16 protein-coding genes are annotated in these 12,809 nt (G+C 48.3%); 12 read left to right on the top strand and 4 right to left on the bottom strand.

Annotated elements, in window-relative coordinates:
- The first annotated feature begins 22 nt into the window (after positions 1 to 22).
- From atpD to JKP77_RS15595, 6 genes are all read left to right on the top strand, one after another.
- On the top strand, positions 23 to 1,408 hold the full coding sequence (gene atpD / locus JKP77_RS15620) for a F0F1 ATP synthase subunit beta (protein ID WP_218312092.1): 1,386 nt from the start codon (positions 23 to 25) through the stop codon (positions 1,406 to 1,408).
- A 67-nt stretch (positions 1,409 to 1,475) separates the two neighbouring features.
- On the top strand, positions 1,476 to 1,892 hold the full coding sequence (locus JKP77_RS15615) for a F0F1 ATP synthase subunit epsilon (RefSeq protein ID WP_218312091.1): 417 nt from the start codon (positions 1,476 to 1,478) through the stop codon (positions 1,890 to 1,892).
- A 241-nt stretch (positions 1,893 to 2,133) separates the two neighbouring features.
- Positions 2,134 to 2,562, top strand: a complete 429-nt coding sequence (locus JKP77_RS15610) for a GFA family protein (RefSeq protein WP_218312090.1) — start codon at positions 2,134 to 2,136, stop codon at positions 2,560 to 2,562.
- On the top strand, positions 2,552 to 2,899 hold the full coding sequence (locus tag JKP77_RS15605; RefSeq protein WP_420840071.1) for a VOC family protein: 348 nt from the start codon (positions 2,552 to 2,554) through the stop codon (positions 2,897 to 2,899). The genes JKP77_RS15610 and JKP77_RS15605 overlap by 11 nt, the downstream gene beginning before the upstream one ends.
- Before the next feature lie 285 nt (positions 2,900 to 3,184).
- Positions 3,185 to 4,141: a hypothetical protein gene (locus tag JKP77_RS15600; protein ID WP_218312089.1), complete on the top strand. Its 957-nt coding sequence runs from the start codon at positions 3,185 to 3,187 to the stop codon at positions 4,139 to 4,141.
- A 34-nt stretch (positions 4,142 to 4,175) separates the two neighbouring features.
- Positions 4,176 to 4,775, top strand: a complete 600-nt coding sequence (locus JKP77_RS15595) for a glutathione S-transferase family protein (protein ID WP_218312088.1) — start codon at positions 4,176 to 4,178, stop codon at positions 4,773 to 4,775.
- Between the two features lie 4 nt (positions 4,776 to 4,779).
- Here JKP77_RS15595 and JKP77_RS15590 read toward each other — a convergent pair whose 3' ends face one another.
- Positions 4,780 to 5,352, bottom strand: a complete 573-nt coding sequence (locus JKP77_RS15590; RefSeq protein WP_218312087.1) for a tRNA-uridine aminocarboxypropyltransferase — start codon at positions 5,350 to 5,352, stop codon at positions 4,780 to 4,782.
- Positions 5,353 to 5,382: 30 nt separating this feature from the next.
- On the opposite strand from JKP77_RS15590, the gene JKP77_RS15585 reads away from it, so the two are divergent.
- From JKP77_RS15585 to JKP77_RS15575, 3 genes are all read left to right on the top strand, one after another.
- The gene (locus JKP77_RS15585; protein WP_218312086.1) at positions 5,383 to 5,721 is read left to right on the top strand and encodes an MGMT family protein; all 339 of its coding nucleotides are present in this window, start codon (positions 5,383 to 5,385) and stop codon (positions 5,719 to 5,721) included.
- Between the two features lie 60 nt (positions 5,722 to 5,781).
- Positions 5,782 to 7,002 carry a cyclic di-GMP phosphodiesterase gene (locus JKP77_RS15580; protein ID WP_218312085.1) on the top strand — a complete coding sequence of 407 codons (1,221 nt, stop codon included), beginning with the start codon at positions 5,782 to 5,784 and terminating at the stop codon, positions 7,000 to 7,002.
- A gap of 240 nt (positions 7,003 to 7,242) precedes the next feature.
- Positions 7,243 to 7,884, top strand: coding sequence for a YiaD family glycine zipper/OmpA-like lipoprotein (locus tag JKP77_RS15575; protein ID WP_218312084.1), 642 nt, complete (start codon positions 7,243 to 7,245; stop codon positions 7,882 to 7,884).
- A 95-nt stretch (positions 7,885 to 7,979) separates the two neighbouring features.
- Here the strand turns inward: JKP77_RS15575 and JKP77_RS15570 are convergent, their stop codons facing one another.
- Both JKP77_RS15570 and JKP77_RS15565 read right to left on the bottom strand, forming a co-directional pair.
- On the bottom strand, positions 7,980 to 8,504 hold the full coding sequence (locus JKP77_RS15570) for a nuclear transport factor 2 family protein (protein WP_246601232.1): 525 nt from the start codon (positions 8,502 to 8,504) through the stop codon (positions 7,980 to 7,982).
- A gap of 261 nt (positions 8,505 to 8,765) precedes the next feature.
- A complete protein-coding gene (locus JKP77_RS15565; protein ID WP_218312083.1) occupies positions 8,766 to 9,629 on the bottom strand; it encodes a YicC/YloC family endoribonuclease in 864 nt (287 codons plus the stop codon).
- A gap of 284 nt (positions 9,630 to 9,913) precedes the next feature.
- Here JKP77_RS15565 and rph point away from each other — a divergent pair, with 284 nt between their 5' ends.
- Genes rph through tusA form a run of 3 tightly spaced genes read left to right on the top strand, consistent with a single transcriptional unit; the run spans position 9,914 to position 11,541 of the window.
- The gene (rph, locus tag JKP77_RS15560; protein ID WP_218312082.1) at positions 9,914 to 10,627 is read left to right on the top strand and encodes a ribonuclease PH; all 714 of its coding nucleotides are present in this window, start codon (positions 9,914 to 9,916) and stop codon (positions 10,625 to 10,627) included.
- Between the two features lie 15 nt (positions 10,628 to 10,642).
- On the top strand, positions 10,643 to 11,284 hold the full coding sequence (pyrE, locus tag JKP77_RS15555; protein ID WP_218312081.1) for an orotate phosphoribosyltransferase: 642 nt from the start codon (positions 10,643 to 10,645) through the stop codon (positions 11,282 to 11,284).
- 14 nt (positions 11,285 to 11,298) lie between these two features.
- On the top strand, positions 11,299 to 11,541 hold the full coding sequence (tusA, locus tag JKP77_RS15550) for a sulfurtransferase TusA (protein WP_420840070.1): 243 nt from the start codon (positions 11,299 to 11,301) through the stop codon (positions 11,539 to 11,541).
- Positions 11,542 to 11,658: 117 nt separating this feature from the next.
- Here tusA and JKP77_RS15545 read toward each other — a convergent pair whose 3' ends face one another.
- Positions 11,659 to 12,465 carry a DUF1206 domain-containing protein gene (locus JKP77_RS15545; RefSeq protein WP_218312079.1) on the bottom strand — a complete coding sequence of 269 codons (807 nt, stop codon included), beginning with the start codon at positions 12,463 to 12,465 and terminating at the stop codon, positions 11,659 to 11,661.
- Between the last annotated feature and the right edge of the window lie 344 nt (positions 12,466 to 12,809).

The following is a 12,809-nucleotide window of genomic DNA, read 5'->3' as shown; positions in this document are numbered from 1 at the left end:
AAAGAAATTACGAGGACAAATTATGAGTCAAGGTAAGGTCGTCCAAATCATTGGCGCCGTTGTGGATATCGAATTTCCACAAGATGCGGTACCAAGAGTATATGACGCACTGAAAGTGACCGAAGGTGACTTATCCGGGCTAACCCTGGAAGTGCAGCAACAATTAGGTGGCGGTGTTGTTCGTACCATCGCCATGGGTACAACAGACGGTCTGCGTCGTGGTACACAGATTGAAAACACAGAAGGCCCAATCATGGTTCCTGTTGGTACATCCACCTTGGGTCGTATCATGGACGTGTTGGGTAACCCGATTGATGAAGCGGGCCCTATCGGTGAAGAAGAGCGTATGTCTATTCACCGTGCAGCACCGACCTACGAAGAGCAATCAAACTCAGTTGAACTGCTTGAAACCGGTATTAAGGTAATCGACCTGGTTTGCCCATTCGCGAAGGGTGGTAAAGTTGGTCTGTTCGGTGGTGCGGGTGTAGGTAAAACCGTAAACATGATGGAACTTATCCGTAACATCGCGATTGAGCACAGTGGTTTCTCAGTATTCGCAGGTGTTGGTGAGCGTACTCGTGAGGGTAACGACTTCTATCATGAAATGAACGAATCGAACGTACTGGATAAGGTATCTCTGGTTTACGGTCAGATGAACGAGCCACCGGGTAACCGTCTGCGTGTCGCTCTGACCGGTCTGACCATGGCAGAGAAGTTCCGTGACGAAGGTCGTGACGTACTGTTCTTCGTTGATAACATCTATCGTTATACACTTGCCGGTACTGAGGTATCTGCACTGTTAGGTCGTATGCCTTCAGCGGTAGGTTATCAGCCTACACTGGCTGAAGAGATGGGTGTACTTCAGGAGCGTATCGCGTCGACTAAGACTGGTTCAATCACGTCAATTCAGGCGGTATACGTACCGGCGGATGACTTGACTGACCCGTCACCAGCAACAACGTTTGCTCACTTGGATGCAACGGTAGTACTGTCTCGTGATATCGCATCACTGGGTATCTACCCTGCGGTTGACCCTCTGGATTCAACGTCTCGTCAGCTTGACCCGCTAGTTATCGGTCAGGAGCATTACGACGTAGCGCGTGGCGTACAGACTGTTCTTCAGCGCTATAAAGAGCTGAAAGACATCATCGCAATCCTGGGTATGGACGAACTGTCTGATGAAGATAAACTGGTAGTAACGCGCGCTCGTAAGATCCAGCGCTTCCTGTCTCAGCCTTTCTTCGTAGCGGAAGTATTCACCGGAGCACCTGGTAAGTACGTTTCTCTTAAAGACACTATCAGTGGATTTAAAGGCATTCTGGATGGCGAGTATGACGACATCCCAGAACAAGCTTTCTACATGGTAGGTTCAATCGAAGAAGCCGTAGAAAAAGCCAAAAAAGCATAATTGATATGGGCTGGTGCTAATCCACCAGCCAATTCAATAAGCTTACGTACCTAATCAGGAGGTTCTTATGGCAGCAATGACAACACATCTGGACGTAGTAAGCGCAGAAGAACAGATTTTCTCTGGTCGCGTCGAAACCATTCAGGTGACGGGTAGTGAAGGTGAGCTGGGTATTACCCCGGGTCACGCGCCATTACTTACTGCTATCAAACCTGGTATGGTGCGTTTGGTGAAACAGTACGGTGAAGAAGAAGTTATTTATGTAGCTGGTGGAGTGCTTGAAGTACAACCCGGCATTGTAACTGTACTGGCTGATGTCGCCGTTCGTGCTGAAGACTTAGACGAAAAGGCAGCAGAAGACGCCAAACGACGTGCTGAAGAGCACATCGCCAATCCAGGCGCTGACTTTAATTACGCGGAAGCGGCACATGAGTTGGCCGAAGCTATTGCACAGCTGAGATTGATTCAGAAACTGCGCAAGTAAGATAAATCAGTAGTTATTCTAAAAACCCGGCCAAGCGCCGGGTTTTTTTTTGCCTTATTGTTGTTAGTTCAGGATAGAAATTACTGCCTTTTTACCTGCTAGCAAGCGCGCCATCCCTCTAGTTCACATCCACGTAAGCCAATCGGGTGTCTATACGAGATACCCATATAAACCGCAAACACTGGCAAGAGATTTCAAACTCTGTCTATACTGGGATGTTTATGAAATTTGGAATCACGCTATGTCCTATCTGGCTCAATGTTTGTGTCAGTCTGTCGGTCTACGGGTTAAACACCTGACTCCGGAAATTTCAGCCTGTCATTGCAGAACATGTCGGCAATGGGGCGGAGGTCCACTGCTGTCTTTGCACTGTGGCGACGATGTCATACTCTCTGGCGAAGCTGATATTACCCGCTATACATCCTCGGCTTGGGCTGAGAGAGGATTTTGTCGTCACTGCGGCACCCATCTTTTTTATTTCTACAACCAAAGGGCTGCGTATTTTATTCCTGCCGCGCTATTTGGCGATGACCTACCCTTCACCTTAACCGAGCAAATTTTTATTGATCAGAAACCTGATTACTATGGATTCTCTCAATGCACTGCCACCATGACCGCCGATGAAGCGATAGCGGCATTTACGGCACAGGACAAATCTGATGCGCGATAAATCAATTAATTATATAGAAGTACCCTCTGCTGATCTGATGAAAACGAAAGCCTTTTTTGAGTCTGTCTTCGGATGGATATTTACTGACTATGGAGATGCGTATACTGCGTTTGAGAGTCAGGAGTTACAAGGTGGCTTCTATTATTCGGAGACGGTTTCGCTGACAGATAGAGGCGCTACGCTACTCGTTTTCTATACTACTTCCCTTGAAGCCTGCCTTGATGAGGTTACTGCAGCCGGCGGTAACATTATCAAACCCATCTTTTCGTTTCCCGGTGGACGACGCTTTCATTTTTGTGAACCCGGTGGCAGTGAATTTGCAGTATGGTCGGAGTGATACCACTCACAGTGGCCTGGGCACCAATGATACATATTGGCTATGGTTAGCTCTTACTGCCAGTACAAGGCGTGAGCGCTTAACGCCATGAATTAGCTGTAGCTATGTGTCACGACCAACGCCTGGCCTGCCAGAGACATGATCCTTTACAAATTGGCAGGTGAAATTCTGACAATAAAGTTGGAATTCAGCGCGTTAATTACTACACTCCATGACCCTGTCAATGAATAGCGACGACGTTGCTTCTGTACTTCTTGCCCCTGACAGCATGATGTAGAAATTTTCATGAATTTTAATGCTTACACTAGTCAGAAATCGCATTTCGATGTCTGGTTTTTCCCACTCTGCTTTGTCTGTGTGATGTTATTGCTTCATCACATTGTTGGCTCTATAAGCTGGCCTCTGGAAACGGCGAACCAACAGCGGGATTTTAATACCGCCCTGGGGCAAACATTGCTCACCGGGTTTTTCTGGATCACAGTCAGAGCGATACATAAAAATGTCAGCAGTACACTGATTAGTATTCTTCTGGAAAAACATGCGCTCAGTGAATTTCAGCACCACCGTAAAGTCCTGACACATCAATACGCCAACCACCTGATTTGGTCGATGACCTTCGGCGTAATCATGCCTGTGATATACATGGTGAATGAGGGCCTTATCTATCGCTTTCACGAGCCAGAGGTGTTTACTATCGCAGTATCGGCAATCGGATTCTGGTTGCTAATGGCAACGTTTTTACTTCAGGTTACCAGCAATACCCGTTATATAATCAAAATTGGTGATAGCCGTTCAGGTGATTTACGAACCGATTATTCAGTAATTGAGCAGTCGTTTTCTATGGCGTTGAACAACAGTCTTCTGGGAATGAGCGGTATTGCACTCATTCCGGTGTTCTGGATAAATAAGCCGATACCGGTATTGGACTTTTTGTTGTTTAATCTCTTTTCCGGCGTGTTACTTGTATATCTGTTCTTGCCGGTTTATAAGATATTCGTGCGATATCGTGGCTTGCAACGTGCAAGGTTGCAGCAGGTAAATGAAGACATAACGTCATTGATTCGCAATCAGGCCTCTGGCGCCACTAACGCGGTTAGCCGCAAAATTGAAATGCTGGAAACTGAGAAAGAGTATTTGCAACATGTCACTACTGTGCGTCAGAAACTTTCTGTTTTGGGTGTTTGCACTTTGATCCCCGCATGTTGGCTTATTAAAATCGCGTTAGAATCGTTTTTGACGTAAGCGTTCTTTTGTCACACATAGTAATGGATACCTAATGCGCATATACGGCGATAAGAAATCGGGAAACTGCTACAAAATACAGCTTTTAGTGTCGTTACTTGGAAAAGTCTGTGATTGGGTAGACGTTGATATTTTGCGCGGCGAAACCCGCACACCCTCCTTTCTGGAAAAAGCGCCGAATGGCAAGATACCGATGCTTGAGCTTGATGATGGCCGCGTGTTGACAGAGTCCAATGCGATTCTTCATTATCTTGCTTCAGGTTCCTTACTGATCCCCCACTCGGCGTTTGACTTTGCCAAACTGTTGCAATGGCAATTCTTCGAACAGTACAGTCACGAACCTTATATTGCGGTGGCTCGCTATATCAATGTCTATCTGGGAATGCCGGATGACCGGCGGGAAGAGTTTGCCGCTAAGCAGGCCGGGGGCTATCGTGCTCTGGAGGTAATGGAGGCGCAGCTCAATAAGACCCCTTTCCTGCTCGGCGATTCGCTTTCACTGGCTGATATTTCTCTTTTCGCCTATACCCACGTGGCGCATGAAGGTGGCTTTGACCTCTCTGCGTTTCCGGCAGTACGTAACTGGATATCTCTGATTCAAGATCAGAAAGGCTTTGTAGCGATGTCAGCTTAGCGGCTTATCGACGATGTTCAGGTGGCCCCTGCCAACAATCCTGCATGCGTCGTTGTAACTGGTAAAGCGGGGTTACATCGGTATTGAACCGGCTTGATAACGCATAAGCAACCGCTTCAAGTGTAGATAGATGGGCTGTGTCGTCAGTGTGACGTATAGCGTAGTCAGATGGCGGTGCTGATGAAAAATGATACGCTGGTAGAGCTTGTAGCCACGTATGCTGCTGCCATAGTCCAAATGCCTGACGCCAGCTTCCATCTAGTACTATCAGGTGTGCAAGCGCATGGTCAGAGGCTGTTGTCTGCTCCCAACTGTGGCTGTCTCTTCCCGGATAAAGCAGTGCTGTCGGTAGTGTCTCACAGCGCGTTCTGAGCGATGTCATGTGCTCATCGTTGTTGCTGACCACCACGCTCACATTATTCAGACACAGTGCGATTAATCTTGCAGTGTTCTTGGCGTGCGTCACCTCTTTGGGATGCTGAATAATTGAAATGCTGAGCGGGCACTCAACGCGCCTGATCACGCTGCAAACACAGGTAGTAATGGGGTATTGGCAATTAGAACAGTATTGTCGCATGATAAAAAAGTGCCTGATTGAGGATACAGTATGCCGAATTACACGCCCTGCGAGCAAATTTGTTATGTGCTGAAACGGGTACCTGCGGGTTGCGTTGTCAGCTATGGTCAGCTTGCAGATCTAGCCGGGCTACCAGGGCGGGCCCGTCTGGCTGGTCGCTGCCTGAAAGAAACATCGCAAAATGTGCCCTGGCATCGTGTCGTGCGCGCCGACGGTAAGCTGGCTTTCCCGTCTGGCTCAGAAGCCTACGAAGATCAGGAGCGCCGGCTTAACCGTGAGGAGGTAGTTATCACTCGCGGTCGGGTTCACATGCAAACCTATAACTGGAAGCCGGACATATACACGATACTCGCTGAACTGCCGTTTTAGCTTGTATGAACCGTGCAGATAGGGTAATTTTTTATTTTTCGTTTATGTAGTATGTAGTTCATGGCCGAGAGTTCGCTGAAAAAAATATCTATCGATGAACTCAGTCCGGGTATGTACGTCCACAGCATTGTTGAGCAAAAAGGCTCGGTAAAAATTAAGAGCCAGGGAAAAGTGCTGAAGCAAGCCGTTGTTGACGCATTAAGAAAACGCGGCGTAAAGACCCTCCTCATCGACTTATCCAAACAGTTTAATCCCGAGACGGGTGAGCCAGACGTATCTGTTACGGATAATGCTGAAGTTACCCCGGTGAAGCAAAATGAAAGTGAAACTTTAGCAGAAAAAGTCTCATTCCAGGATGAGGTTTCACGTGCAACAAAACTGCATAAACAAGGCAAAAAAATCCAGAAGCAACTGCTGAACGCAGTAAAGCAGGGATTGCCTTTCGATGACAAAGTACCGCGGGAATTTTCACAGTCGCTGGTGTCATCCATTGATCGTAATCCAGATGCGTTGTTATGCCTGACGAAAATACGCGAAAAGGACGAGTACCTGCTGGAGCACTCGCTGAATGTGGCTATTCTTCTGGGCAACTTTGGACGTTTCATCGGCATGTCGGATAGCGAGGTTAACGACCTGGCCTATGCGGGATTTTTACATGACATCGGGAAAATACGGATCCCGGACAGTATATTGCACAAACCCGGTAAACTGACAGACATGGAAATGAATGTGATGCGCGATCATGTCTACTATGGTGTGAGGGTGTTAGAGGAAGTGAATATACCCGAGCATTTAGTCAGAACAGTATCAGAGCATCATGAGCGGCTCGACGGATATGGCTATCCGAATGGCGCACGGCAAGATGAAATCTCCCAAGCTGGCAGAATGCTGGCGATTGCCGATGTTTATGATGCATTAACGGCAGACCGCTGTTACAAAGCAGGAATGCCAAGCCAGAAAGCCCTGCAGATCCTGATGAACGACACACCGCACAAACTGGATAAGGCATTAGTACAACAATTCATAAAATGTATGGGTGTTTACCCGGTTGGCAGTTTAGTGAAACTCAATAACGAACGTATCGGTATGGTAATGGCCCAGACCAGCGCAACGCTGGCACCCAAAATTAAGGTGTTTTTTTCTATTCGCGGCAACCACTTTCTGGAGCCGAAAGATATCGATCTGAGTACAGATACGACGGTCAGGATTGAGAAAGCGGTAAAAGCGAGTGATTACCGTATTGATGTAAACGCGTTTTTTGAGCGTTGCGTAAATATCTGACTGTCGCGAAAAAGCAACGTGATGGGTGAAAAGTGCGCACTTTGGCTTCCCTACCGTGTAGATCTTTCCTGATTCTTTGATCACATTATCTGTAAAAATTACGACAAAAGTACCAGTCGTTTAGCCTCTATTCAGCTTATATAGGCTACTGTTAGTAGTGTGAGCCATCTCTGCACTAGCTGATGGAACAGGAATTGCTGTAATTCCAAACGATGTAATGATTTAAATAACGAGGATGTTATGAAGAAAACACTTGCTGTAAGTTTACTTGCTGCCTCTGTCGCTATCGGTGGCTGTGCAAATGAAATGTCTAATACACAGAAAGGTGCGGGCATTGGCGCGGTTGTAGGTGCAATTCTGGGGAAAGCCACGGGTGACCATGATAAAAGTCGCTACGCATGGGGCGCTGCGGTAGGTGCGATCGCCGGTGGTGCTATTGGTAACTACATGGACAAGCAGGAAGAAGAGCTTCGCAACCAGCTTTCCGACACCGGCGTACAGGTAGTGCGTGAAGGTGACAACTTACGCCTTGTCATGCCTGGCGATATTACATTCGCAACAGACAGCGCCTCTATTAGTCCGAACTTTAATCCGGTCTTACAGGATGTGGCAACTGTAGTGAATCAATATGAAAAAACCGTATTGATGATCAAAGGACACACCGATGATACTGGCGCTGAACAATATAACCAGGCGTTATCCGAGCGTCGTGCCAACGCGGTGAAAATGCAGATGACATCGTTCAACGTTAACCCGACGCGTATGACTGCGGTTGGTCTTGGTGAATATCAGCCAAAAGTGCCTAACGACAGTGCGGCAAATCGTCAGATGAACCGTCGTGTCGAGCTGGAAATTCAGCCGCTGACAAATCAGAACACCTGATAACAGACACGCTAAAAAAACAGCCTCATCCGAGGCTGTTTTTTGTTGACCCGCACCTGTCTGTCGGCCGTCGGCGCATGTGTTGAATTGAACAGCTATAGAGACTGGTGTTTAATGTCATCAGCAACATTGTCAATCATCGAATTGGGTATCGGCAGCGTGAGGTGATACTGCTCGATAAGCCATTTATCACCGTATTTTTGCAACACCCCTGTTCCACGTGTAACACCAAAGCTTTCACTTTCCAGCATTTCTACAAACCACGCTATATCGCCAGAATCAGACAGCGAAATATGGCGCTCTACGCTGTGATATCGCCACCCTTTGCCCTGATCAAAATAGAGCATAGCGTATTGTTTAAATTCGTCTAATGTCCATGTCTCAGAGGCATCGGTACCGATAAACATCGCGTTGTCAGCATACAAAGAAAAGTACGCTTTACCCTTTGCCTCAGCAGAATGTTGGTGAAGAGAATCTAAAACGGTTTCGATAGCTGTGGTGTCACTGGCCCGTACCGGCAATGTGAGCATGAGTAATATCGCAGAATAAAAAAGCAGACGCATGATGTCCTCATCGTAATAACAGAGTTGCTGACACTTACCATAAAACGTATTACGCATATTCACCAGGGTTACTGCGTCGTCTAAACAGTTCGTATTAGAAGCCGCCGCATTGCCAAATCAATTCAGCACTCACATTACTGGCTGCATGCAATCATTGCACAAACGACGGGTTAGCCGGTGTGAGTCGTCATTCACAGCATTAACGTGTTTAAAAAAATCAGCCCGCAGATAGCGGGCCGAGGTATGCGATGATGCCACCTCAGGGTTAAGCTTGCATATGGCAGGCTTATTACCGAAGCGTGATGTGAAGTCAAAGTGTTACTCAATATTCTGGATCTGCTCACGCATCTGCTCAATCAGTACCTTCAGCTCAACCGCAGATTGCGTCGTCTGTGAGTTAATTGATTTCGAACCCAACGTATTCGATTCGCGGTTAAATTCCTGCATCATAAAATCGAGACGACGGCCGCAGGCTCCGCCCTTTTTGAGGATATTGCGGGTTTCACCAATGTGGGAGTTGAGGCGGTCAAGCTCCTCAGCAACATCCACCTTTTGCGCCAGCATGATCATCTCTTGCTCCAGACGACCAGGTTCCAGCTCCACTTTTGCTTCTTCAAAACGTGTTTGAATGCGTTCGCGCTGCCATTTGAGTACTTCCGGCATCTGTTCTGTCACTTTCGTGACTTCGGTTTCGATACCGTCAAGGCGCTGTTCTATCAGTGTTTTCAGTGTTTCGCCTTCGGTCGCCCGAGCGTCAATAAAGTCGTTAAGTGCCGTTTCAAAAGCGCCAAGCAGGTCTGCCTGAATGGCATCCATATCGGCTTCTTCTGCGGCGATAACGCCAGGCCAGCGTAAGACGTCAAGGGGATTAACGCCGGTTGACTGACCGTGCGCCTGTACCCAGTCTGCGGCATGCATAACCTGTTTTGCCAACGCTTCATTGAGGTTGAGTGTCGTCACGGCGGCATCATTGGCACTGAAGCGCAATGCGCACTCTACTTTTCCGCGCGCCAGGCGTTTGCGAAAGCGCTCACGCAGTACGGGTTCTAACGAGCGAAACTGCTCCGGTAAGCGGAAATAAGTTTCCAGAAATCGTTGGTTCACAGAGCGGATTTCCCACACTGCAGTGCCCCAGTCTTTTTTTATTTCGCTACGCGCGAAGGCTGTCATGCTGTAAATCATTTTACCATCCTGTTTTGCGTGCCCTGTTGTGTCAAACCGCGGGATGCGTTTTGACTTTCTCTCAGTGTTGTCAGGCCCGCCACTTCACTATCATAGCGCAATTTTTTGTGAAGTCGCGTAATTCCTGCCACAGGCAAATGAAGGTAAGTTGGTTTTTCCTCTTTGCGCGTTGTGCGATATACTTCGTGTTCAGCCTTTTCAGGCTGCATGACCCTTCAATGCTCATGCATTGCCTGACTATCGGCTACCCTTATTACACATGCATAAACCTTGTGGAGACTACTATGCGTCCAAGCGGCAGAACCGCCAGTCAGATTCGTCCTGTTACCCTTACCCGTCAGTATACCTGTCACGCCGAAGGCTCCGTGCTGGTGGAGTTTGGCAATACCAAAGTATTGTGTAACGCCACTGTTGAAGAAGGGGTACCTCGTTTTATGAAGGGGCAGGGAAAGGGCTGGATCACTGCTGAATACAGCATGTTACCGCGCGCTACGCACACCCGCAGTGGCCGAGAGGCGGCTCGTGGAAAGCAAGGTGGCAGAACACTGGAAATTCAGCGTCTCATCGCCCGTTCGTTACGTGCCGCTGTCGATCTGAAATTACTGGGTGAAAATACCATTACACTGGATTGTGATGTGATTCAGGCAGATGGTGGTACGCGTACAGCATCTATCACCGGTGCGTGTGTGGCGCTGGTGGATGCGCTTACCTATATGCGTGCGAAAGGGATCTTAAAAGCCAATCCGCTGAAGCATATGATTGCTGCGCTGTCGGTAGGTATTTACAACGGCACCCCTATCGCCGACTTAGAGTACACCGAAGACTCTGAAGCCGAAACTGATATGAATGTAGTGATGACCGAGACCGGCAAACTGATTGAAGTTCAGGGCACGGCAGAGGGTGAACCTTTCTCCTTTGAAGAAATGCAGGAGATGATGGAAATCGCCCGTCACGGTTTACGTGAATTGTTCGATATTCAGAAAGCGGCGCTGGCATAAGAATAAGAGGTTGCAATGAAAGCTTTTCAACGGGAATTCATTGAGTTTGCTATTGAGCGTGGTGTGTTGAAATTTGGCGAGTTTACGTTGAAGTCGGGGCGCAAAAGCCCCTACTTCTTTAACGCAGGCCTGTTTAATAAGGGGCGCGATCTTGCCCGGTTAGGACGCTACTACGCCGCTGCACTTGCCGATGCCGGTATTGAATTTGACGTATTGTTCGGCCCCGCTTACAAGGGGATTCCTATTGCCACGACCACGGCGGTGGCATTGGCTGACCATCATGACATCGACACACCCTATTGCTTCAACCGTAAAGAGGCGAAAAGTCACGGAGAAGGCGGGAACCTGGTCGGTAGTCCGTTGCAAGGAAAGATCATGCTGGTGGATGATGTGATCACTGCCGGTACTGCGATTCGCGAATCGATGACGTTAATTGAGGAAAATGACGCCACACTGGCCGGTGTGCTGATTGCGCTGGACAGGCAAGAGCGTGGTCAGGGCGAACTGTCTGCTATTCAGGAAGTAGAGCGGGACTTTTCTACGCAGGTGGTTGCCATTGTGTCTCTGGCAGACGTGGTGACTTACCTCACGGAACAGGGTGGCTTTGATGAGAGTATCGCAGCCATCAACGCCTATCGCGAAAGTTACGGGATTTGACAGGCAGTATGTCCGTGAGCGAGTTTGAACACGCCGATCATAAACTTGATGCTCTGGGACTTCGTTGCCCAGAGCCGGTGATGATGGTGCGATTGCAGATACGCAAAATGGAGACCGGAGAAACCGTTCACGTGATTGCGGATGATCCCTCCACGTCCAGGGATATTCCCAGTTTCTGCCGGTTTATGGAACACACGCTGGTTGCCTCGCAAACTGAGCAGATGCCTTATGAGTATCTGATTAGAAAAGGGCTGTGAACGGTACAAATTGAAAAACGCAGCATGACGACATTATGTCGTTATGCTGCGGTTTCAGACACAGTCACGTGTTGCTTGGTGTTGTCAGCTACGCAATGTCAGGTGCTTTCTTAATCCTCAGGTGCGGCGATATCTCGCTTCAAAGGCACAATAAACCCCAAACAGTACGAACCCGATACCAACTGCTGCGAGTAGATAAGGGCCGAAGCTTTGCTGCGTTAGCGTTGTTAGTGCCTGTTGCAGGCCACCTGCTTCCGACGGATCGTGGCGGTAAGCGGATACCAGAAAGAAGCTACCTACCAGCATATACACGACACCTCTTGCAGTGTAGCCACAGCGCCCTGCAGAGCGGGTGGCATGCTGCGCTGACTGTGACAGCTTTTCGGTCTCAAACTTCTTCATAAAATCGGCCTTATAGGCATGCTTAAACTGCACAAAAGCAAACACCAGCACGGCAGCCCCTATGGCGGCAATTACGGCGAGCCCCCACTCGTACTGGATTAATTGCTGACTGATTTTTTCACTGTTTGAGTCGCCCTGTCCTGATCCTGAAGACTCATTTCCTGTCAGGACAGTGATGCCAACGTAAGCCGCGCCAAAATAGAACAGGCCTGATACAAATAAGAAAATCCGCATAATGATATCTTTGGCTTTTCCCATATCCAGAGATTCTGTATTGAGCATACCCTGAAGCCAGCGCCACAGGGCATAGCAGATAAGACCGGCAATGACGGCAATTAGCAGAACCTGGCCAAAGGGTTGGGATTGAACCGTCTCAAAAACATGTGTCTGTGTGGTTTTTTCACGCCCCGCGGCAGATATTACGGAAGTAAGAATAAACACACCCAGCATCGAATACATGACGGTTTTGGCGCTATAGCCCGCACCAGCAATGATGCCAAGGAGATTAGAAGAGTTGCTCATTAGCGGCTCCGGAAGATAAAAGTGGGTAAGCTGTTTCAAGAACTGCACCAATGCGTGTTTTTTGTGCAATAAACCGTGATAGCTATAGATTGTGTAATCAGTGACTGATACTTCGAACCGTCGGCAGTTCCTGAATGGTCGAAGGGGGATTCAGCGTATTGGAGGCCTGAGACAGTCCGGATCCGTTTACTTTTACACAAAGCGTCCTGAAGTATGCACTGCAAGACAGAAGGCAGGGAGTGGCGGTGGTCCTTGCCGGCGACGTCATGTAGCAAGCGCAGTAACAGTGTCTTGGGCCTGTTTGTATTGAGAACCTAACAGGGCTGCTGCAAACGCAAATCGCA

Source organism: Alteromonas antoniana, from assembly GCF_019249295.1.
Classification (GTDB): Bacteria; Pseudomonadota; Gammaproteobacteria; order Enterobacterales; family Alteromonadaceae; genus Alteromonas; species Alteromonas antoniana.
The sequence above is the reverse complement of the archived record's forward strand: the minus strand, read 5'-3'. Positions and strand labels throughout refer to the sequence as shown.

Bases quoted from the DNA above. Each gene is read 5' to 3' on its own strand.
- JKP77_RS15615 (WP_218312091.1), top strand. From the start codon at position 1,476: ATGGCAGCAATGACAACACATCTGGACGTAGTAAGCGCAGAAGAACAG.
- atpD (WP_218312092.1), top strand. From the start codon at position 23: ATGAGTCAAGGTAAGGTCGTCCAAATCATTGGCGCCGTTGTGGATATC.
- JKP77_RS15545 (WP_218312079.1), bottom strand. From the start codon at position 12,465: ATGAGCAACTCTTCTAATCTCCTTGGCATCATTGCTGGTGCGGGCTAT.
- JKP77_RS15595 (WP_218312088.1), top strand. From the start codon at position 4,176: ATGCGCATATACGGCGATAAGAAATCGGGAAACTGCTACAAAATACAG.
- JKP77_RS15565 (WP_218312083.1), bottom strand. From the start codon at position 9,629: ATGATTTACAGCATGACAGCCTTCGCGCGTAGCGAAATAAAAAAAGAC.
- JKP77_RS15575 (WP_218312084.1), top strand. From the start codon at position 7,243: ATGAAGAAAACACTTGCTGTAAGTTTACTTGCTGCCTCTGTCGCTATC.
- JKP77_RS15585 (WP_218312086.1), top strand. From the start codon at position 5,383: ATGCCGAATTACACGCCCTGCGAGCAAATTTGTTATGTGCTGAAACGG.
- JKP77_RS15600 (WP_218312089.1), top strand. From the start codon at position 3,185: ATGAATTTTAATGCTTACACTAGTCAGAAATCGCATTTCGATGTCTGG.
- JKP77_RS15570 (WP_246601232.1), bottom strand. From the start codon at position 8,504: ATGCGTAATACGTTTTATGGTAAGTGTCAGCAACTCTGTTATTACGAT.
- JKP77_RS15590 (WP_218312087.1), bottom strand. From the start codon at position 5,352: ATGCGACAATACTGTTCTAATTGCCAATACCCCATTACTACCTGTGTT.
- pyrE (WP_218312081.1), top strand. From the start codon at position 10,643: ATGAAAGCTTTTCAACGGGAATTCATTGAGTTTGCTATTGAGCGTGGT.
- JKP77_RS15610 (WP_218312090.1), top strand. From the start codon at position 2,134: ATGTCCTATCTGGCTCAATGTTTGTGTCAGTCTGTCGGTCTACGGGTT.
- rph (WP_218312082.1), top strand. From the start codon at position 9,914: ATGCGTCCAAGCGGCAGAACCGCCAGTCAGATTCGTCCTGTTACCCTT.
- JKP77_RS15580 (WP_218312085.1), top strand. From the start codon at position 5,782: ATGGCCGAGAGTTCGCTGAAAAAAATATCTATCGATGAACTCAGTCCG.
- JKP77_RS15605 (WP_420840071.1), top strand. From the start codon at position 2,552: ATGCGCGATAAATCAATTAATTATATAGAAGTACCCTCTGCTGATCTG.